The organism is Isoptericola jiangsuensis, from assembly GCF_002563715.1.
Taxonomy (GTDB): domain Bacteria; phylum Actinomycetota; class Actinomycetes; order Actinomycetales; family Cellulomonadaceae; genus Isoptericola; species Isoptericola jiangsuensis.
Window position 1 is genome coordinate 143,181 of sequence record NZ_PDJJ01000001.1, and the last position, 18,727, is coordinate 161,907.

15 protein-coding genes and 1 rRNA gene are annotated in these 18,727 nt (G+C 73.1%); 10 read left to right on the top strand and 6 right to left on the bottom strand.

Translation table 11 applies throughout. The annotated features are described in order from the left end of the window. Window positions 1-6: 6 nt before the first annotated feature. From ATJ88_RS00640 to ATJ88_RS00665, 6 genes are all read left to right on the top strand, one after another. A complete protein-coding gene (locus ATJ88_RS00640; RefSeq protein ID WP_098461991.1) occupies window positions 7-1,023 on the top strand; it encodes a LacI family DNA-binding transcriptional regulator in 1,017 nt (338 codons plus the stop codon). A 75-nt stretch (window positions 1,024-1,098) separates the two neighbouring features. After that, window positions 1,099-2,925, top strand: coding sequence for a glycoside hydrolase family 2 protein (locus tag ATJ88_RS00645; RefSeq protein WP_098461993.1), 1,827 nt, complete (start codon window positions 1,099-1,101; stop codon window positions 2,923-2,925). A gap of 248 nt (window positions 2,926-3,173) precedes the next feature. Continuing rightward, the gene (locus tag ATJ88_RS00650; protein WP_098461994.1) at window positions 3,174-4,268 is read left to right on the top strand and encodes a fatty acid desaturase family protein; all 1,095 of its coding nucleotides are present in this window, start codon (window positions 3,174-3,176) and stop codon (window positions 4,266-4,268) included. 102 nt (window positions 4,269-4,370) lie between these two features. Beyond that, window positions 4,371-4,724 carry a LapA family protein gene (locus ATJ88_RS00655; RefSeq protein ID WP_098461996.1) on the top strand — a complete coding sequence of 118 codons (354 nt, stop codon included), beginning with the start codon at window positions 4,371-4,373 and terminating at the stop codon, window positions 4,722-4,724. A 37-nt stretch (window positions 4,725-4,761) separates the two neighbouring features. After that, window positions 4,762-5,025: a hypothetical protein gene (locus ATJ88_RS00660; RefSeq protein WP_141538580.1), complete on the top strand. Its 264-nt coding sequence runs from the start codon at window positions 4,762-4,764 to the stop codon at window positions 5,023-5,025. 449 nt (window positions 5,026-5,474) lie between these two features. Next, complete coding sequence (locus tag ATJ88_RS00665) at window positions 5,475-5,828, top strand: hypothetical protein (RefSeq protein WP_098461999.1); 354 nt, start codon at window positions 5,475-5,477, stop codon at window positions 5,826-5,828. A gap of 24 nt (window positions 5,829-5,852) precedes the next feature. On the opposite strand, the gene hutI is transcribed toward ATJ88_RS00665, so the two are convergent. The 5 genes from hutI to hutH form a co-directional block, all read right to left on the bottom strand. Further along, window positions 5,853-7,025 carry an imidazolonepropionase gene (hutI, locus tag ATJ88_RS00670; RefSeq protein WP_098462001.1) on the bottom strand — a complete coding sequence of 391 codons (1,173 nt, stop codon included), beginning with the start codon at window positions 7,023-7,025 and terminating at the stop codon, window positions 5,853-5,855. Further along, on the bottom strand, window positions 7,022-8,329 hold the full coding sequence (locus ATJ88_RS00675; protein WP_245852029.1) for a formimidoylglutamate deiminase: 1,308 nt from the start codon (window positions 8,327-8,329) through the stop codon (window positions 7,022-7,024). Before ATJ88_RS00675 ends, hutI begins: the two co-directional genes overlap by 4 nt. A 116-nt stretch (window positions 8,330-8,445) precedes the next feature. Next, on the bottom strand, window positions 8,446-9,657 hold the full coding sequence (locus tag ATJ88_RS00680; protein ID WP_245852030.1) for an allantoate amidohydrolase: 1,212 nt from the start codon (window positions 9,655-9,657) through the stop codon (window positions 8,446-8,448). Further along, window positions 9,654-11,315: a urocanate hydratase gene (gene hutU, locus ATJ88_RS00685; protein WP_098462002.1), complete on the bottom strand. Its 1,662-nt coding sequence runs from the start codon at window positions 11,313-11,315 to the stop codon at window positions 9,654-9,656. Before hutU ends, ATJ88_RS00680 begins: the two co-directional genes overlap by 4 nt. Before the next feature lie 24 nt (window positions 11,316-11,339). Further along, window positions 11,340-12,899 carry a histidine ammonia-lyase gene (hutH, locus tag ATJ88_RS00690; RefSeq protein WP_098462003.1) on the bottom strand — a complete coding sequence of 520 codons (1,560 nt, stop codon included), beginning with the start codon at window positions 12,897-12,899 and terminating at the stop codon, window positions 11,340-11,342. A gap of 108 nt (window positions 12,900-13,007) precedes the next feature. On the opposite strand from hutH, the gene ATJ88_RS00695 reads away from it, so the two are divergent. Both ATJ88_RS00695 and ATJ88_RS00700 read left to right on the top strand, forming a co-directional pair. Then, window positions 13,008-13,796 carry an IclR family transcriptional regulator gene (locus tag ATJ88_RS00695; RefSeq protein ID WP_098465026.1) on the top strand — a complete coding sequence of 263 codons (789 nt, stop codon included), beginning with the start codon at window positions 13,008-13,010 and terminating at the stop codon, window positions 13,794-13,796. A 116-nt stretch (window positions 13,797-13,912) separates the two neighbouring features. Beyond that, complete coding sequence (locus ATJ88_RS00700; RefSeq protein WP_098462004.1) at window positions 13,913-15,097, top strand: AI-2E family transporter; 1,185 nt, start codon at window positions 13,913-13,915, stop codon at window positions 15,095-15,097. Window positions 15,098-15,106: 9 nt separating this feature from the next. On the opposite strand, the gene ATJ88_RS00705 is transcribed toward ATJ88_RS00700, so the two are convergent. After that, on the bottom strand, window positions 15,107-15,853 hold the full coding sequence (locus ATJ88_RS00705; RefSeq protein WP_245852031.1) for a sulfite exporter TauE/SafE family protein: 747 nt from the start codon (window positions 15,851-15,853) through the stop codon (window positions 15,107-15,109). Window positions 15,854-15,940: 87 nt separating this feature from the next. Between ATJ88_RS00705 and ATJ88_RS00710 the strand changes: the two genes are divergently transcribed. Both ATJ88_RS00710 and ATJ88_RS00715 read left to right on the top strand, forming a co-directional pair. Beyond that, the gene (locus tag ATJ88_RS00710; protein WP_098462005.1) at window positions 15,941-16,387 is read left to right on the top strand and encodes a GNAT family N-acetyltransferase; all 447 of its coding nucleotides are present in this window, start codon (window positions 15,941-15,943) and stop codon (window positions 16,385-16,387) included. Window positions 16,388-17,039: 652 nt separating this feature from the next. After that, window positions 17,040-18,558 (top strand): 16S ribosomal RNA (locus ATJ88_RS00715). Window positions 18,559-18,727: the final 169 nt, after the last annotated feature.

Below are 18,727 nucleotides of genomic sequence, written 5' to 3' on the forward strand. Positions count from 1 at the left end.
GTGGCGATGGCGGGCAAGGGCCGGGTGCGGCTGGTCGATGTCGCCGAGCACGCCGGCGTGTCGATGAAGACCGTCTCGAACGTCGTCAACGGCTACGCCCACGTCCAGCCTGCCACCCGCGCGCGCGTGCAGGCGGCCATCGACGAGCTCGGCTACCGCCCGAACCTCACCGCGCGCCGCCTGGCCACCGGGAGGACCGGCATGATCGCGCTGGCGATGCCGGAGATCGACCACCCGTACTTCGGCGAGCTGGCCCGCCACGTGGCCGAGGTCGCCGCGACGCAGGGCTACCGGGTGATCATCGAGCAGACCCTGGGGGACGAGGCCGCGGAGCGCGCGGTCCTGCGGGACCGCGAGGCAGGCCTCGTCGACGGCGTGATCTTCCAGCCCATGCGCATCGCGACGCTCGACATCGCGCGGCTGCACCGCGACCTGCCGCTGGTGCTGCTCGGCGAGGTCGAGGCCCCGGTGACCACCGACCACGTCATGATCGACAACGTGCAGGCCGCGGCGGACGTCACGGCTCACCTGCTGGCCCAGGGGTGCACGCGCATCGGGTTCCTCGGCATGGTCGAGGGCGACATCACGGTGACCAACAGTCGCCGGCTGCTCGGCTACCAGGAGGCGCTGGTCCGTGCGGGCCTGCCGCTGGACCCCCGGCGGGTGCTCACCGTCGGAGGGTTCACCTCGGGCGACGCCGCGGCGGCGGTGCGGGCCGCGATCGCGGAAGGTCCGGCGTTCGACGCGCTCGTCTGCCGCGACGACCGGTTCGCCGTCGGCGCGCTGGCGGCGCTGCGCGAGGCGGGCCGGACGGTCCCCGACGACGTGGCGATCGCCGGCTGGGACGACTCGGCGCTGGCCCAGTGGACCTGGCCCGCGCTGACGTCGGTCGCGCCGGACAAGCACGAGCTGGCCCGGGTCGCGTTCGACCTGCTGGTCGAGCGGATGGGTGGCGCCCAGGGGGTCGGGCGTCACCGCGTGGTGCGGCACTCCGTGAGCGTCCGGGCCTCGACCGCCCGCTGAGCCTCCCGCGGATCGTGGAGGACTATTCCTGTGCGCACGCTTTACAGCGCTGTAGAAATGGTCCATCCTCAACCCATGCGTGAAACCTCGACGACGAGCCCCGCCAGCGGCGACGGCGCCTACCCCCGACCCCAGCTCGTCCGCCCGCGGTGGCAGGACCTCTGCGGCGAGTGGGACTTCGCCATCGGCGACCCCGCCGACGACGAGGGCGCGGCCCTCCGCCGCCGCGGCGCCGCCCTGCCGGGCCGCATCCGCGTGCCGTTCCCGCCCGAGTCGACCGCGTCCGGGGTCGGTGACACGCGGCCGTACGACACCGTCTGGTACCGCCGCGAGGTCACGCAGGCCGACGTCGTCGCGGCAGGCGGCGGGACGCAGGGCGACGTGCTGATGGTCCGTTTCGGCGCGGTGGACCACAGCGCCCAGGTCTGGGCGGACGGGGTGCTGCTCGGGGCCCACGACGGCGGTCAGACGCCGTTCGCCCTCGAGGTGCCGCCCGAGATCGCCGCGCGCGAGACGTTCACCCTCGTCGTGCGTGCCCAGGACGACCCCCGCGACGTCACCCAGCCCCGGGGCAAGCAGGACTGGCGCGACGAGCCCCACTCCATCTGGTACCACCGCACGACCGGCATCTGGCAGCCCGTCTGGCTCGAGGTGGTGCCGCGCACCGCCGTCGAACGCTGCGACTGGACGACGGACGTGCCCGCCGCCGCCGTGCGCTGCGACCTGCGACTGACCCGGCGCCCCGAGCCCGGCAGCACGGTCGAGATCGTGGTCAGCCACCAGGGCGACGTCCTGGCGCGCCAGCGCCTCGCGGTCGACGACAGCGAGACGTCGTCCGTGATCGGGCTGCACCGGCAGGGCAACGGCCAGGCGTACGAGGAGCTCCTGTGGTCCCCGGAGCGGCCCACCCTGCTCGACGCCACCGTGACCGTGACGGGCCCCGACGGCGACGTCGTCGACCACATCGCGTCCTACCTCGGGCTGCGCTCCACCGGCGAGGCAGGTGGACGCTTCCTGCTCAACGACCGCCCGTACTACGTGCGCGCCGTCCTCGAGCAGGGCTACTGGCCGCAGTCGCACCTCGCCGCCCCCGACGCCGAGGCGCTGCGGGACGAGGTGCGGCTCATCAAGGACCTCGGGTTCAACGCCGCACGCGTGCACCAGAAGGCGGAGGACCCCCGGTTCCTCTACTGGGCCGACCGCCTCGGCCTGCTCGTCTGGGGCGAGATCGCCGCGCCCTTCGCCTTCACCCCGCGCGCGGTCGAACGCACCCTGCGCGAGTGGGTCGACGTCGTCGCGCGGGACCGGTCGCACCCCAGCGTCGTGACCTGGGTGCCGGTCAACGAGAGCTGGGGGGTGCAGCACATCGCCCACGACGCGGCGCAGCAGCACTTCACCCAGGCCCTCTACCACCTCACCAAGGCGCTGGACCCCACGCGGCCCGTCGTCTCGAACGACGGCTGGGAGCACACCCGGTCCGACCTCCTCACCGTGCACGACTACACGACCAGCCGCGAGCCCCTGGAGGCGCGGTACGCCACGCACGAGGCGCTGGCCGACCTGCCCGGGCAGATCGGGCCCGCCGGCCGCCGGGTCGCGCTGCAGCCGTCCGCCGTGGCCGGCAAGCCCGTGATGGTCACCGAGTTCGGCGGCATCACCTGGGCCCCGGGATCACCCATCGAGACCTGGGGGTACGCCGTGGCCGACTCGGCCGACGACTTCGAGCGTCGGGTCCGGGACGTGTTCGAGGCCCTGTACGCCAGCCCGGGCCTCGCCGGCATCTGCTACACCCAGCTCACCGACACCCTCCAGGAGGCCAACGGGCTCGTCGACGAGAACCGCAAGCCGAAGCTGCCGCTGGAGACGATCCGCTCCATCGTGCAGGGCGAGCACCACCCCTGACCCGGGCAGCGCCCGGCAGCGCCACCGCGGCCCTCGACCCGCGACGCCACCACCGCGGCGAGACGGGTCGGGGGCACGGCGGAGCGGCGGGGCGGCCGCCGTCACCCGGACCGCACAGGCGTACGGTGGAGGTGTGGGTGTTCGAAGCAACGGCCCACACGAGGCCGAGCACGACGCCTCGCCGACGGGGGTCCACACCTCCGGTCCTGACGCGGGGTGGCCGGGCGAGCCCCAGGGGGTGACGGAACATGTCCGTCTCGAGTGAACGTCCTGTCCTGTCCGACGTGGCCGCCGCCGCCCGCCCGGCGCGGCGTGCGGCCCGCGACTACTCGGTGCTGGCGAAGATCGTGCGGGAGTCGGGTCTGCTGCGCCGCCGGTACGCCTACTACTGGGTCCGGCTGATCGGGGCGGTGGTCGCGTTCGGCCTGGTGTGGGCGGGGGTCGTGCTGGTGGGCGACTCGTGGTGGCAGCTGGCGCTCGCGGCGGCGCTGGCGGTGGTGCTGGCGCAGCTGGCGTTCCTGGGGCACGACAGCTCGCACCGGCAGGTGTTCCGGTCGCGGGCGTGGAACGACTGGACGGGCCGGGTGCTCGCGAACGGGTTCGTGGGCCTGAGCCACGCGTGGTGGACGGCGAAGCACGACGCGCACCATGCCGCCCCGAACCAGGAGGGGCAGGACCCGGACATCGCGTCGCGGGTCGTCGCGTTCACGCCGGCGGCGGTGGCGGAACGCCGCGGATGGCGGGCCTGGTTCGCGCGCCGCCAGGGCTGGTTCTTCGTCCCGCTGCTGACGTTGGAGGGGCTGAACCTGCACGTGGCGAGCGTGCGGAAGGCGCTGGGACGGCGCCCGGTGGTGCACCGAGCGGTGGAGGTCCCGGTGCTGCTCACCCGCCTGCTGCTGAACGTCGTGGTGCTGCTGGTGCTGCTGCCCCCGGCGATGGCGGGCGCGTTCCTCGCGGTGCAGCTGGGCCTGTTCGGGGTGCTGCTGGGCGGGGCGTTCGCACCGAACCACAAGGGCATGCCGATCGTGCCGGCGGACGCGGAGGTCGACTTCCTGCGCCGCCAGGTGCTGATGTCGCGCAACATCCGGGGGAACGCCCTCGTGGACTTCGTCATGGGTGGCCTCAACCGGCAGGTGGAGCACCACCTGTTCCCCAGCATGCCGCGCCCGAACCTGCGGCGGGTGCAGCCGCTGGTCCGGGAGTACTGCGCCCAGCTGGACGTCGCGTACACGGAGGTGGGGTTCTTCGCGTCGTACCGGATCGTCATCGGCTACCTCAACGACATGCAGCACCGCGCCCGGGACCCGTTCGGCTGTCCGCTCGCGGCGCAGCTCGGGCGCTGACGGGCCGCTCCGGGGCCGCCCGGGGAGGCGTAGAGTCGAGAGTATCCGGGTGAAGGTGCCTCGTCCGAGGCGCGCGGACCCGGAGGCGCAAGGGAGGCCGTCATGGCCACCACCCCTCCGACGCGGCTCACCTCCGCGGTCAACGGCAGTCCTCGCCGGTCGGTGACCGGCACCAGCCAGGTCCTTCCCGACAACCGGGGGAGCGTGAGGTCCCCGCGGAGCCGGGTCGGCGCACTCTGGGTCGGCATCTGCGTCGCGGCGCTCGTCCTCGTGGCCCTCATCGTCTTCATGCTCCAGAACACCAAGCCCGTGCTGGTGACGTTCCTGGGGTTGCAGGGGTCGGTCCCGCTGGCCGTGGCGCTGCTCATCGCCGGCGTCGGCGTCGGCGTGATCGCGCTGGTGATCGGCACGATCCGCATCACCCAGCTGCGGCGGCGCCTGCACGACCGCGGCTGAGCGATGCTCGGCGCCTGCTCTCCGCTACGGTCGGCGCATGGATCTCAGCCCGGTGCGACGTGTGGCCCGGCCGGTGGCCGTGGTGGCGCTCCTGCTCGCGGTCGCCGACGTGTTCCGGTGGGGCAACCGCTGGTACGTCTCGACGATGTTCGGCGGCGCGGCGAGCGGCGACCCGCTGGCGGTGGAGCGGCTGGTCGGCGCGTACACGGCCCTCCTGACCGGCCTGGTGTGGCTGGCCGTCGCGGTCGTCGCGGCGACCGTGGGGTGGCGGCTGCGCGTCGTGGCGACGGTGTCGCCGTGACGGCGCTCGCGCGCTGACCGGCGCTCGGGGCAGGAGCACGTGCTCGTGCATGTCGTGCCAGCCGTCGTCGTGCAGCACGAGGCGTCGACGGATGCCCTCGAGGACGGGCTGGCCGGTCGCGGCGATGGCCGCCACGTCGAGCGAGGGTGTCGTGGTGCGGGGCACGGTGCCACGTGTGTCGTCGCCGGGCGGGTCCGGCCGTGATGCGGACGCCCTCGACTCGGCATCCGCGGCTGACGAGGCAGGATGACGCCCGTGGACGGTGTGGAGTGGGAGGACGACGAGTTCGACGACCTGCGCGACAGGGAGTACGCGACCGTGTTGACCGCGGAGGCGGCACGGTGGCCGTGCCCGCCGTCCGACCTGCGGATCGATCCGCCCGTCGGGGACTTCCCGCTGGTGGCGTGGATCGACGTCGTCTCCGACGGTCTCGCGATCCTCACGGTGGGGTGCACTTCTTCGGTGACCGGGTCGTGGGCGACCAGGTGCACAACCAGCTCATGTTGCTGCCGGCCGTGCCGACGGCGATCGAGCTGCGGGCGTCGGGCGACCCGGCGTCGCTCGCGCGGGTCAGCAGCGACTGGTTGCAGGGGCTGCTCGAGCGCCGGTATGTGCGCGAGGAGTGGGTGCACCGACGGACCGTGTACGCCCACCGCTACGTCGTCGCGGGCACGGGGGAGCCGTTGTGCGAGGCGTTCGACTACCGGTCCGCTCCGGCCGGGCTCGGCAGCGGCACGAGTCGAGTGGCGATCGGCGAGCTGGGTCCCCCGGACCGGGTCGTCGAGGTCGAGGTCGAGCGCTGAGCCTCGAAGCGATCGGCGCGGTGGTCAGAGCGTCGTGACGACCTGCCGTCCCGCCTGCCACACCGCCGCGGTGAGGGGTACGCCGGGCCGGTAGGCGAGGTGCGCGGCCGACGGCGCGTCGAGGACGTGCAGGTCGGCCCGCCCTCCGACCTCGATCATGCCGACGTGGTCGGGGTGGTCGGCGAGCCCGAGCGCGAGGGCTCCGCCGCGGGTGGCGGCCCAGACGGCCTCGGCGACGGTGAGCCCCATCTGGAGGACGGCGGTGGCGACGCAGAACGGCATGGACGTGGTGTGGCTGGTGCCGGGGTTGGCGTTGGTCGCGATGGCGACGGTGGCACCGGCGTCGACGAGGGCGCGGGCGGGGGCGAGGGGTTGGCGGGTGGACAGGTCGCAGGCGGGCAGCACGGTGGCGACGGTCGACGACGACGCGAGCGCGTCGATGTCGGCGGGGGACAGCGCGTTGCAGTGGTCGACGGACGCGGCGCCCGCCTCGACGGCGAGCGCCACCCCGCCCGACGGGCCGAGCTGGTTGCCGTGGACGCGCAGCCCGAGCCCGGCGCGGCGTCCGGCGTCGAGGACCTCGCGGGACTGGTCGACGTCGAACGCGCCGTCCTCGCAGAACACGTCGATGAACTGCACCCAGGGGCGGACGGCGTCCAGCATGGGGCCGGTGACGAGGTCGAGGTAGTCGCGGGGGTCGAGCCTGTCGGGCACGAGGTGCGCGCCGAGGTACGTGACGACGTCGACCTGTGCGGCGGCGATGCGGGCGGAGGCCTCCTCGGTGGCGACGTCGAGCCCGTACCCGGTCTTGGTCTCGATGACGGTGGTGCCCTGCCGCAGCGCTTCGTGGCGCAGGCGTCGCAGGTTGACGGCGAGCTCGGCCTCGGTGGCGGCGCGGGTGGCGCGCACGGTGGTGGCGATGCCGCCGGCGGCGTACTGCTGCCCGGCCATGCGGGCCTCGAACTCGGCGGTGCGGTCCCCGGCGAACACGAGGTGGGTGTGGGAGTCGACCCAGCCGGGGAGCACGGCCCGCCCGTGCAGGCGCACGACGTCGTCGGTGGCGGGCGCGTGGGCGGCGGGGCCGATCCAGGCGACGCGGTCGCCCTCGACGACGACGGCGGCGTCGGTGAGCCGGTCCTCGCCGGCCCGGTGGGTGGTGAGCTCGCCGATGTCGGTGAGCAGGGTCGACCAGGTCAAGGTCGCTCCTTCGCGGGGTCGGGGAACCGGGTGAGCGCCTGGCCGAGCAGCAGTGCGGGGTCGCAGGCCCGGGGTCGGCCGTCGGTGGCGGGGGCGAGGGTGCCGCCGTGGGCGCGCACGGCCCCGCCGACGACGACGCGCCGCACGTCCGCGGCGGTCGCGGCGAGCACGACCTGGTCGGGGGTCGCGCCGACGGTCCGCACGGAGGCGGCGTCGACCTCGACGAGGTCGCACCACGCGCCGGGCCGGATCCCGCCGTCGAGGCCGAGCGACGCGTACCCGGCGGTGGTGGCCGCGGTGACGAGCTCGGTGGGCGCGAACCGCCCGCGCCGCCCGGACGCGAGGCGTTCCTCGGCTTCCAGGGAGCGGGCCTCGACGAACGGGTCGACGACGGCGTGCTGGTCGGTGCCGAGCGCGATGCGTGCCCCGGCGTCGGCGAGGCGCCGGGCGGGGCCGATGCCGTCGCCGAGGTCCGCCTCGGTGGTGGGGCACAGCACGGCGGTGACGCGGGCGTCGCCGAGGGCGCGGACGTCGTCGTCGGTGAGGTGGGTGGCGTGCACGACGGACAGCCGCGGGCCCAGCGCCCCGGCACGGGCGAGGACGCCGGTGGGGGTGCGGCCGTGCGCGGCGAGGCTGTCGGTGTTCTCCTGCGGCTGCTCGGACAGGTGGACGTGCAGCGGCACGTCGTCGGGGAGTTCCCGGACGATCTCGGCGATGGCGTCCGGCGGCACGCCCCGCACGGAGTGCAGCGCGGCACCGAGGACGACGTCGCCCGGCAGGGACGCGCGCAGCGCGGTCCACCGCCGGAGGAACCCGGCCGCCGTGCCGTCGCCGAACCGTCGCTGCTCGGGCGCGAGCGGCCGCCCGATGCCGCCGGTGAGGTAGCAGGTGTCCAGCAGGGTGAGCCGGATCCCCACGCTGCGCGCCGCCTCCGCGAGCGCCCGCTCCATCGCGTGCAGGGGCGCGTAGGGGGTGCCGTCGGGGCGGTGGTGCACGTAGTGGAACTCGCCGACGGCGGTCCAGCCCGCGGCGAGCATCTCCCCGTACACGCCGAGGGCGAGGTCGTGGTACCGGTCCGGGTCGAGCGCGGCGGCGGCGTCGTACATCTGCTTCCGCCACCGCCAGAAGTCCCCGCCGCCGGAGTGGGTGCGCCCGCGCAGCACCCGGTGGAACGCGTGCGAGTGCGCGTTCCCCGCGCCGGGCAGCACGAGTCCGAGCCGCAGGTCGCCGGGGCGGGGCGCGACGCCGCGTTCGACGGCGGCGGTCCGCCCGTCGTCGGTGACGGTGAGGCGTATGCCCGCCACCGCGACCCCGTCGATCAGCGCCGTCGCGCAGTGCACAGCCCTGTGGACGGTCGCTCCGATGCTCCGGCCCGCCGGGGCGTCGGAGCTCGCGGACGCCGCGGTGTCCTCGGCGCCGGTCACAGCAGACCCCGCAGCACGGTCGTCAGTGCGACGACGCCCTCGACGCAGTCCGCCAGCTCCGCGTGCTCCTCCGGTGCGTGGGACACCCCGGACGGGTTGCGGACGAACAGCATGGCGGTGGGGACGTGGCCGGCGAGCACCCCGGCGTCGTGCCCGGCGCCGGTGGGCAGCGCGGGCACGCCGCCGAGCCCGGCGGCGAGCCGGTCGCGCAGCGCCGGGTCGAACACGACCCGCCCGCTCCAGGACTCCTCGGTGACGCGCGCGTCGCAGCCCTCCGCGGCGGCGGCCTCGGTGGCGCTCGCGGTGATGCGGGCGACGAGGTCGCGGGTGTCGTCGTCGAGGTCGCTGCGGGCGTCGAGCCAGGTGGTGACGCGCGAGGGGATGACGTTGGTGCCGCCGGGGACGGCCTCGATCCGGCCGATGGTGGCGCGGTCGTCGCCGCGGACGGCGTCGCGCACGGCGAGGATGCCGCGGGCGGCGGCGACCATGGGGTCGCGGCGGTCGGTCATCCGGGTGGCGCCGGCGTGGTTGCCCTGCCCGGTGAAGTCGATCCGCCACCGGCCGTGCGCGAGGATGCCGGACGCGACGGCGAGCGGTCCGTCGAGGTCGGCGAGCGCCCGCCCCTGCTCGACGTGCAGCTCGACGAACACGCCGATGCGCGCGAGCCGGTCCGGGTCGGCGCCGACGTGCCGCGGGTCGGTGCCGTGCGCGGCGGCGGCCTCGGCGAACGTGACGCCGTCGGCGTCGCGCAGCGCCCGCACCCGGTCGGGGGACACGGACCCGGTGAGCAGGCGGGACCCGAGACAGGCGATGCCGAACCGGGAGCCCTCCTCCTCGGCGAACACGACGACGGCGAAGGGCCGGGTCGGGCGCACGCCCTGGGCCTGGAGCAGCGCGACGGCGTCCAGGGCGCTGACGACGCCGAGCGGCCCGTCCATCTCGCCGCCGCCGGGCACGGAGTCGAGGTGGCTGCCGACGACGACGGCGTCCGGGCCGGGGGCTCCCCACCAGGCCCACAGGTTGCCGTTGCGGTCGGTCTCGACGTCGAGGCCGAGCCGCTCGGCGCGCTCCACGAACCAGGTGCGCAGCTCCGTCTCGGCGGCGTCCCACACGTGCCGGGACCAGCCGCCGCGTCCGGCGTCCCGGCCGACGTCCACGATCTCGTCGAGGCCGGCCAGGCGGCCGTGCGCCAGCGCGACGTCGGTCACGCCTCCTCCATGGGGACGCGCAGGCCACGCTCGCGGGCGACCTCGCGGGCCCGCTCGTACCCCGCGTCGACGTGCCGCATGACGCCGGTGCCGGGGTCGTTGACGAGCACGCGCGCGATCTTCTCGGCAGCGAGCGCGGTGCCGTCCGCGACGACGACCTGCCCCGCGTGGATCGAGCGCCCGATGCCGACGCCGCCGCCGTGGTGCAGCGACACCCAGGTGGCGCCGGACGCGGTGTTGAGCAGGGCGTTGAGCAGCGGCCAGTCGGCGATGGCGTCGGATCCGTCGGCCATGGCCTCGGTCTCGCGGTAGGGGGAGGCGACGGACCCGGAGTCGAGGTGGTCGCGGCCGATGACGACGGGGGCGGACAGCTCGCCGGACGCGACCATCTCGTTGAACCGGAGGCCGGCGAGGTGGCGCTCCTGGTAGCCGAGCCAGCAGATGCGGGCGGGCAGCCCCTCGAAGTGCACCTTGTCGGCGGCGCCGGTGATCCAGCGCTTCAGCTTCTCGTTCCCGGGGAACAGGTCGAGGATTGCCCGGTCGGTGGCGGCGATGTCGGCGGGGTCGCCGGACAGCGCGACCCAGCGGAACGGCCCGAGCCCCTCGGCGAACAGGGGGCGGATGTACGCGGGCACGAACCCGGGGAAGTCGAAGGCGCGGTCGTAGCCGCCGAGCTGCGCCTCGGCCCGGATCGAGTTGCCGTAGTCGAAGACGACGGCACCGGCGTCCTGGAACCCGACCATCGCGGCGACGTGCTTCGCCATGGAGGCGCGGGCCGCGGTCGTGAAGGCCTCCGGGTCGGCCTCGGCGCGTGCGTGCCAGTCGGCCAGCGGCACACCTTCGGGCAGGTAGCTCAGCGGGTCGTGGGCGGAGGTCTGGTCGGTGACGACGTCGACGGCGACGCCCCGCTCCAGGAGCTCGGGGAACACGGTCGCGGCGTTGCCGACGAGGCCCACGGACAGCGGCCGGCGCTCGGCCTTCGCGGCGAGGGCGCGGGCGAGCGCGTCGTCGAGGTCGTGCGTCGTCTCGTCGAGGTAGCCGTGCTCGACGCGCCGCGCCAGGCGGGCCGGGTCGACGTCGACCACCAGCACGACGCCCTCGTTCATCGTCACGGCGAGCGGCTGCGCGCCGCCCATGCCGCCCGCGCCCGCGGTGAGCGTCAGGGTGCCGGCGAGCGTCCCGCCGAACCGCTGGTCGGCCACCGCCGCGAACGTCTCGTACGTGCCCTGGAGGATGCCCTGCGTGCCGATGTAGATCCACGACCCGGCCGTCATCTGCCCGTACATCGTCAGCCCCGCCTGCTCCAGGCGGCGGAACTCCGGCCAGGTCGCCCAGTCGCCCACGAGGTTCGAGTTCGCGATGAGCACCCGCGGCGCCCACTCGTGCGTGCGGAACACCCCGACGGGCTTGCCGGACTGCACGAGCAGCGTCTCGTCCGCGTCCAGCGTCTCCAGGGTGCGCACGATCGCGTCGAACGCCTCCCAGCTCCGCGCGGCCCGGCCGGTGCCGCCGTAGACGACGAGGTCGTCGGGGCGCTCGGCGACCTCGGGGTCGAGGTTGTTCATCAGCATGCGCAGCGGGGCCTCCGTGGCCCAGCTCTTCGCGGTGAGCTCGGGGCCGCGGGCGGCGCGGACGGGACGCGGCAGGTGCTCGGTCATCTCGGTCTCCAGGAGGGCGAAGGGTCAGGCGAGGGTGTCGACGGCGGACTCGGCGGCGACCAGCAGCGCCCCGGAGGCGACGTCGCGGACGACGTCCTCGATCTCGGCGGACAGGAAGCGGTCCGGGCCGGGGCCGGCCACCCGCTCGCGCAGGCGTGCGACGACGGCGGCGGTGCCCGGCGCGGGCTCCAGCGGGGCGCGCAGGTCGAGGGCGCGCGCCGCGGTCAGCGCCTCGATGGCGAGCACGCGGGCGAGACCGTCCACGGACCGGCGCAGCTTGCGCGCGGCCGCCCACCCCATGGACACGTGGTCCTCCTGCATCGCCGACGACGGGATGGAGTCGACCGACGCCGGCACGGCCAGCCGCTTGAGCTCCGACACGATGCCCGCGGCCGTGTACTGCGCGATCATCAGGCCGGAGTCGACCCCGGCGTCGTGCGCGAGGAACGCGGGCAGCCCGTGGCTGCGCGCCGGGTCGAGCATCCGGTCCGTGCGACGCTCGGCCATGCTGGCGACGTCCGCGACCGCCACGGCGAGGAAGTCCAGCACGTACGCCACCGGGGCGCCGTGGAAGTTGCCGTTCGACTCGACCCGCAGGTCCGGCGTCACCACGGGGTTGTCGATGGCGGACGCCAGCTCCCGGTCCGCGACGGTGGCCGCGTGCGCGAGCGTGTCCCGGGCCGCGCCGTGCACCTGCGGCGCGCACCGCAGCGAGTAGGCGTCCTGGACGCGGGTGCACTCCGGGCCCCGGTGCGACGCCATGACGCCCGACCCGGCGAGCATCCGCCGCATGTTCGACGCCGCGTCGCGCTGGCCGGGGTGCGGGCGCAGCCGCTGCAGGTCGTCCGCGAACGCCGCGTCCGTGCCGAGCAGCGCCTCCACGCTCATCGCCGCGGTGACGTCGGCCGTGCTCGCCAGGCGGCGCAGGTCGTGGATCGCGAGGGCCAGCATGCCGAGCATGCCGTCGGTGCCGTTGACCAGCGCCAGGCCCTCCTTCTCGGCCAGGACGACCGGCGCGATCCCGGCCGCGGCGAGCGCCTGCGCCGCGGGCACGAGGGCGCCGGAGGCGTCGCGCACCTCGCCCTCACCCAGGACGGCCAGCGCGCAGTGCGACAACGGCGCCAGGTCGCCCGAGCAGCCGAGCGAGCCGTACTCGCGCACCACGGGCGTGATGCCCGCGTTCAGCACCGCCGCGTACGCCTGCGCCGTCTCCAGGCGCACGCCCGTGCGGCCGGTGAGCAGGGTCGACAGCCGCAGCAGCATGAGGGCGCGCACCACCTCCCGCTCCACCTCGGGGCCGGAACCCGCGGCGTGGGAGCGGATGAGGCTCTGCTGGAGCTGGGCCCGGCGGTCCGGGGTGATGAACGTCGTCGCGAGCGCGCCGAACCCCGTCGAGATGCCGTAGTGCGGCGCCGGGTCGGTGGCGAGCGCGTCGATGGTGGCGCGGCTGGCGAGGACGGCGTCGCGGGCGTCGTCGCCGATGACGACGGGGGCGTCCAGGCGGGCGACGGCCACGACGTCGTCGATGGTCACGGGTCCCGTGCCGACGACCACCGTGGCGCGCGGGGGTGCAGAGGTGAGCATGGCTTCATCACACGGCACGGCACGGGCGTGCCGAAGGCCCGACGGCGAGGTTCTGTCTCACCCGTGAGACATTGTGGGCAGGTGCCCGCACCGCCGAAGGAGGACGCCGTGCCGACCGACCCGACCGCCCCCGCCGCCCGGCAGACCCTCGCGATCCTCCAGCACCTGGCGGTGCAGCGCGGCCCCGTGTCGGCGGCCGGTGTCGCCACCGCCCTCGGCCTGCCGCGCTCCACCGTCTACCGGCTGCTCGGCGTCCTCCAGGACTTCGGGTTCGTCCTGCACTTCCCCGAGGCGCGGCGGTGGGGGATCGGCCTCGCGGCGTTCGAGATCAGCTCCGGGTTCTCCCGCCAGGAACCGCTGACCCGGCTCGGGGGCCCGGTGCTCGCCGCCCTCGTGGACCGGCTCGGCGAGAGCGGGCATCTCGCGGTGCTGCACGGCCGCGACGTCGTCTACCTCATCGAGGAGCGCGCGCCCCGCCGCCCCTCGCTCGTCACCGACGTCGGGGTGCGCCTGCCCAGCCACCTCACGGCCTCCGGACGGGCCATGCTCGCCGTCCTGCCGCGCCCCCAGCTGCGCGCCCTGTTCCCCGACAGGAACGCGTTCGTGCAGCGCACCGAGAAGTCCGTCGCGTCGTACCCGGCCCTGTCCCGGCTCCTCACCGACGTCCGCATCCGCGGCTACGCCACCGAGGACGGCGAGATCACGCCCGGGCTCGCCTCCGTCGCCGTCGCCGTGCGCGACCACGCCGGGTGGCCGCTCGCCAGCATCGCCGTCACGTTCCCCGCCGACCGCGCCGACGACGTCACCGACGTCGTCGCCCGCGTCCGCGCCGCCGCGGCCGACCTCACCCACCGCGTCCAGGGCCAGCCCCTCACCGTCACCCGACCGCCCGCCTGAGCCGGGCGGGGCCCGGCGGGACACCCGACATGCCGGGCGGTGACACGCGTCGGCGGCCCGACCGGCGCTAGCGTCAGGGCGACCGGCGTGCGCCGGGACCACCAAGGAGGACGACGATGGGCCGCTTCGGCCGACGCACCAAGCCCCCGGCCCGCCGCGCGGCAGCGCCCGCCACCGCCGAGCGCCCCCGGCCCGAGGCGACCGAACAGCCCCCGCGCGGCGCCTCGGCCCTGTGGTCCGACGGGTTCGGCCGCGTCGGCACCCGGTCCGTGCAGACCCTCGCCGTCATCGCCCTCGTCGGCGTGCTGGCGTACATGGGCACCCGCCTCACCCTCGTCGTGGTGCCCGTGCTCATCGCGCTCGTGCTCTCCGCCGCGATCTCGCCGCTCGTGTCCCTCATGCGCCGGCGTGGCCTGCCGTCCCTGCTCGCCACCTGGATCGCCCTCCTCACGCTCGTCGTGCTGCTCGCCGCCGTCGTCTGGCTCGTCGTGCGCGCCGTCGTCGACCAGTGGGACGAGCTGCGCACCCAGGCGCTCGACGGCTTCGACTCCCTGCAGACCTACGTGCAGGACCTGCCCTTCGCCGTCTCCGAGGAGCAGATCGCGTCCGTGCGCGAGTCCGCGGCCGGCCTGCTGCAGTCCAGCGCCGTCGGCTCCGGCGCCCTCGCCGGTGTCTCCCAGACCGCCGACTTCGTCACCGGCTTCTTCATCATGGTCGTCGTCCTGTTCTTCTTCCTCAAGGACGGCCCCGCCATGTGGGAGTTCGCGCTGCGGCCCTTCGAGGGGAAGGCGTACGCCCGCGGGCAGCGCGTCGGAGCCGCCGCCGTCGCCACCCTCGGCGGCTACGTGCGCGGCACCGCGATCATCGCGATCGTCGACGCCGTCGGCATCGGGATCGGCCTCGCCATCGTCGGCGTGCCCCTCGCCGTCCCCCTGTCCGTGCTGGTGTTCCTGCTGGCGTTCATCCCGCTCGTCGGCGCCACCCTCGCCGGCGCGCTCGCCGCCCTCGTCGCGCTCGTCGCCGTCGGACCCGTCGAGGCGCTCGTCGTCGTCGCCATCGTCGTCGCCGTCAACCAGCTCGAGGGCACGTTCCTCCAGCCCGTCGTCATGGGCCGCACCCTCCAGCTCCACCCCCTGGTCATCCTCGTCGCCCTGACCGCCGGGACCGTGCTCGCCGGGATCACCGGCGCCGTGCTCGCCGTCCCCATCGCCGCGTCCGTCTGGCGCGCCATCCAGGTGTGGGACGGCCCCGACCTGCCCGCCCGGTTCGCCCGCCAGAAGCGCGCCGAGAAGGTCCGATGACGCCGCGCGCTACAGCAGGAGCAGGTTCAGCGCCCCGACGGCGACCATCACCGTGACCAGCCGCTCGAACAGCCGCTGGTCCACGTGGCCGATCACCCGGCGACCCACCCACGTGCCCAGCAGCACCACCGGCGCCAGCACCGCCCACAACGCCACCGTGTCCAGCCGCACGATCCCCACGCCCACCGCCACCGGCAGCTTGATCAGGTTCACCGTGCAGAAGAACCACGCCGTCGTCCCGAGGAACCGCCACTTCTCGAACCGCGACCCCAGCAGGTAGAGGCTCATCGGCGGTCCGCCGGCGTTCGCCACCATCGTCGTGAACCCCGCCAGCCCGCCGTACCCCACCGTCGCGACCCGCGTGTCCGTGCGCAGCCGGTCCCGCCACACGTTGAGCACGAGCAGGGCCAGCAGGATCGCGCCGATCGTGCGCCGCATGACGTCGTCGCTCACGTGCACCAGGAACACCGCGCCGAGCGCCACCCCGCACAGCACCGGCACGAGCAGCCGCCCGATCACCCGGAGGTCCGCGTGCTTGCGGTACGCCCAGATCGCGACGAGGTCACCGGTGATCAGCAGGAGCAGCACCGCGCCCGTCGAGTCCTTCGCCGGGATGACGAGCGCCGTCAGCGCCGCCGCGACCATCCCCAGCCCACCCAGCGCCGTCTTCGAGAAACCCACCAGCAGCGCGACCAGGACGACGACGGCCCACCCCGTCCACGGGACACCGGCGACCAGGGGAGCGGGCTCGAGCACGGGGAGAGCGTATCGAGGTGGCTCCGCGCCGCGGGGTGCCGGCCGTGCCTGACGGTGCGCCGGACGGCCGGGCCTAGGGTGACGTGCATGGTCGTCGTGAGCCGCGCCCGTCCCGAGCACGTCGGCCAGGTCTGGCCGCTGGCACGCGACTTCGCGACCTCGTCCTCCCCGGAACGCACCGTGTTCGAGCAGACCTGTGCCGCGCTGCTCGACCGGCCCGACACGCTCGTCGCGGTCGCCACGGTGGACGGCGTCGACGACGACGAGCCGAGCCGGGTCGTCGGGTACCTGCTCGCCTCGACCCACCTGACCTTCCTCGCGAACGGACCCGTCTGCTGGGTCGAGGAGGTCATGGTCGACGCGGGCCGGCGCCGGAGCGGTGTCGGGGCAGCCCTCATGGCGTACGCCGAGGACTGGGCCGCGGGCCAGGGGTGCGCCTACGTGTCGCTGGCCAGCCGGCGGTCCGGCGACTTCTACCGGGCACTCGGCTTCGACGACTCGGCGGTCTTCTTCAAGCGTTCCCTCGAGCGCTGACCGTCCGGGCCCGTGGAGGGACCGGGGCCCACCGGGCGATCGGGCTGGCGGAGGGTCCCCGGTGGGCGCCGCGGCCGTCGGTCACGGGTGGCGGTGTCGGGCCTCGTGCCGACCCGTCCAGCTCCCTCCCGCGTGCGGCCGCCCCCGGGCGCCGCGGCCCGTAGTGGTGCAGGCCACGTGGGGGCGCGTTGACGTGGGGCGGTCCGGTGGGTAATGTTCTCGGAGTTCAGCCCGCCGGGCGAGGCGGACACCGAGGAGACAACCTGAGGGTTGGGTACCGGTGGCCGGGCCGGGGTTGGGAACCATCTTCCTTCTGGGTCGGGGTGTTTTGTGCGCTCTGGTTCTGGGTGGGGTGTCTTCTGTTGTTTTTCGTGTGTTTTTTCGTGGCGTTCTTCGGAGCGGGGCGGATTTGCGCGGGAATGGCGGGGGCGCTAAGTTAGAGGGGTTGCCCCGGGCGGGGTTCGGACGAGGGTTCGGGCTTCGGATGGTGTGCGTCGGTTGTTTGAGAACTCAACAGTGTGCTTGATAGTCAATGCCAAATTTATTGAACCTTCATTGGTTCCTTTGGATCGGACATCTAGATTTTTGCTAGCTGTCTGGCCAGTATCGATTGGCATCGCACGCCCTTGGGGTGTGTGGTGTTTTTCTCTCTTTCACGGAGAGTTTGATCCTGGCTCAGGACGAACGCTGGCGGCGTGCTTAACACATGCAAGTCGAACGGTGAAGCCCAGCTTGCTGGGTGGATCAGTGGCGAACGGGTGAGTAACACGTGAGCAACCTGCCCTCCACTTCGGGATAAGCCTTGGAAACGGGGTCTAATACCGGATATGAGCGCCTGCTGCATGGCGGGTGTTGGAAAGTTTTTCGGTGGGGGATGGGCTCGCGGCCTATCAGCTTGTTGGTGGGGTAATGGCCTACCAAGGCGTCGACGGGTAGCCGGCCTGAGAGGGCGACCGGCCACACTGGGACTGAGACACGGCCCAGACTCCTACGGGAGGCAGCAGTGGGGAATATTGCACAATGGGCGAAAGCCTGATGCAGCGACGCCGCGTGAGGGATGACGGCCTTCGGGTTGTAAACCTCTTTCAGCAGGGAAGAAGCGCAAGTGACGGTACCTGCAGAAGAAGCGCCGGCTAACTACGTGCCAGCAGCCGCGGTAATACGTAGGGCGCAAGCGTTGTCCGGAATTATTGGGCGTAAAGAGCTCGTAGGCGGTTTGTCGCGTCTGGTGTGAAAACCTCAGGCTCAACCTGGGGCGTGCATCGGGTACGGGCAGACTAGAGTGCGGTAGGGGAGACTGGAATTCCTGGTGTAGCGGTGGAATGCGCAGATATCAGGAGGAACACCGATGGCGAAGGCAGGTCTCTGGGCCGCAACTGACGCTGAGGAGCGAAAGCATGGGGAGCGAACAGGATTAGATACCCTGGTAGTCCATGCCGTAAACGTTGGGCACTAGGTGTGGGGCTCATTCCACGAGTTCCGTGCCGCAGCTAACGCATTAAGTGCCCCGCCTGGGGAGTACGGCCGCAAGGCTAAAACTCAAAGGAATTGACGGGGGCCCGCACAAGCGGCGGAGCATGCGGATTAATTCGATGCAACGCGAAGAACCTTACCAAGGCTTGACATGCACCGGAAACACTCAGAGATGGGTGCCCCGTAAGGTCGGTGCACAGGTGGTGCATGGTTGTCGTCAGCTCGTGTCGTGAGATGTTGGGTTAAGTCCCGCAACGAGCGCAACCCTCGTCCTATGTTGCCAGCGGGTTATGCCGGGGACTCATAGGAGACTGCCGGGGTCAACTCGGAGGAAGGCGGGGATGACGTCAAATCATCATGCCCCTTATGTCTTGGGCTTCACGCATGCTACAATGGCCGGTACAGAGGGCTGCGATACCGCAAGGTGGAGCGAATCCCAAAAAGCCGGTCTCAGTTCGGATTGGGGTCTGCAACTCGACCCCATGAAGTCGGAGTCGCTAGTAATCGCAGATCAGCAACGCTGCGGTGAATACGTTCCCGGGCCTTGTACACACCGCCCGTCAAGTCACGAAAGTTGGTAACACCCGAAGCCCATGGCCCAACCCTTGTGGGGGGAGTGGTCGAAGGTGGGACCGGCGATTGGGACTAAGTCGTAACAAGGTAGCCGTACCGGAAGGTGCGGCTGGATCACCTCCTTTCTAAGGAGCACGTGGCCCTGGTGGCTCGTGGCCGGCAAGGCTCGCCCGTTCGGGTGGGTGTCGGTGGCGGGTCGCGTAGCTGGGGTCCATGCAGGCCGCTTGAGACGCCGACAGTGCGTCTGGTGGCTGCTCTGGGTGGAACATTGACTACGGTCGCCTGCGGGTGGCT

Bases quoted from the DNA above. Each gene is read 5' to 3' on its own strand.
- ATJ88_RS00640 (WP_098461991.1), top strand. From the start codon at position 7: ATGGCGGGCAAGGGCCGGGTGCGGCTGGTCGATGTCGCCGAGCACGCC.
- ATJ88_RS00645 (WP_098461993.1), top strand. From the start codon at position 1,099: ATGCGTGAAACCTCGACGACGAGCCCCGCCAGCGGCGACGGCGCCTAC.
- ATJ88_RS00650 (WP_098461994.1), top strand. From the start codon at position 3,174: ATGTCCGTCTCGAGTGAACGTCCTGTCCTGTCCGACGTGGCCGCCGCC.
- ATJ88_RS00655 (WP_098461996.1), top strand. From the start codon at position 4,371: ATGGCCACCACCCCTCCGACGCGGCTCACCTCCGCGGTCAACGGCAGT.
- ATJ88_RS00660 (WP_141538580.1), top strand. From the start codon at position 4,762: ATGGATCTCAGCCCGGTGCGACGTGTGGCCCGGCCGGTGGCCGTGGTG.
- hutU (WP_098462002.1), bottom strand. From the start codon at position 11,315: ATGACCGAGCACCTGCCGCGTCCCGTCCGCGCCGCCCGCGGCCCCGAG.
- hutH (WP_098462003.1), bottom strand. From the start codon at position 12,899: ATGCTCACCTCTGCACCCCCGCGCGCCACGGTGGTCGTCGGCACGGGA.
- ATJ88_RS00700 (WP_098462004.1), top strand. From the start codon at position 13,913: ATGGGCCGCTTCGGCCGACGCACCAAGCCCCCGGCCCGCCGCGCGGCA.
- ATJ88_RS00710 (WP_098462005.1), top strand. From the start codon at position 15,941: ATGGTCGTCGTGAGCCGCGCCCGTCCCGAGCACGTCGGCCAGGTCTGG.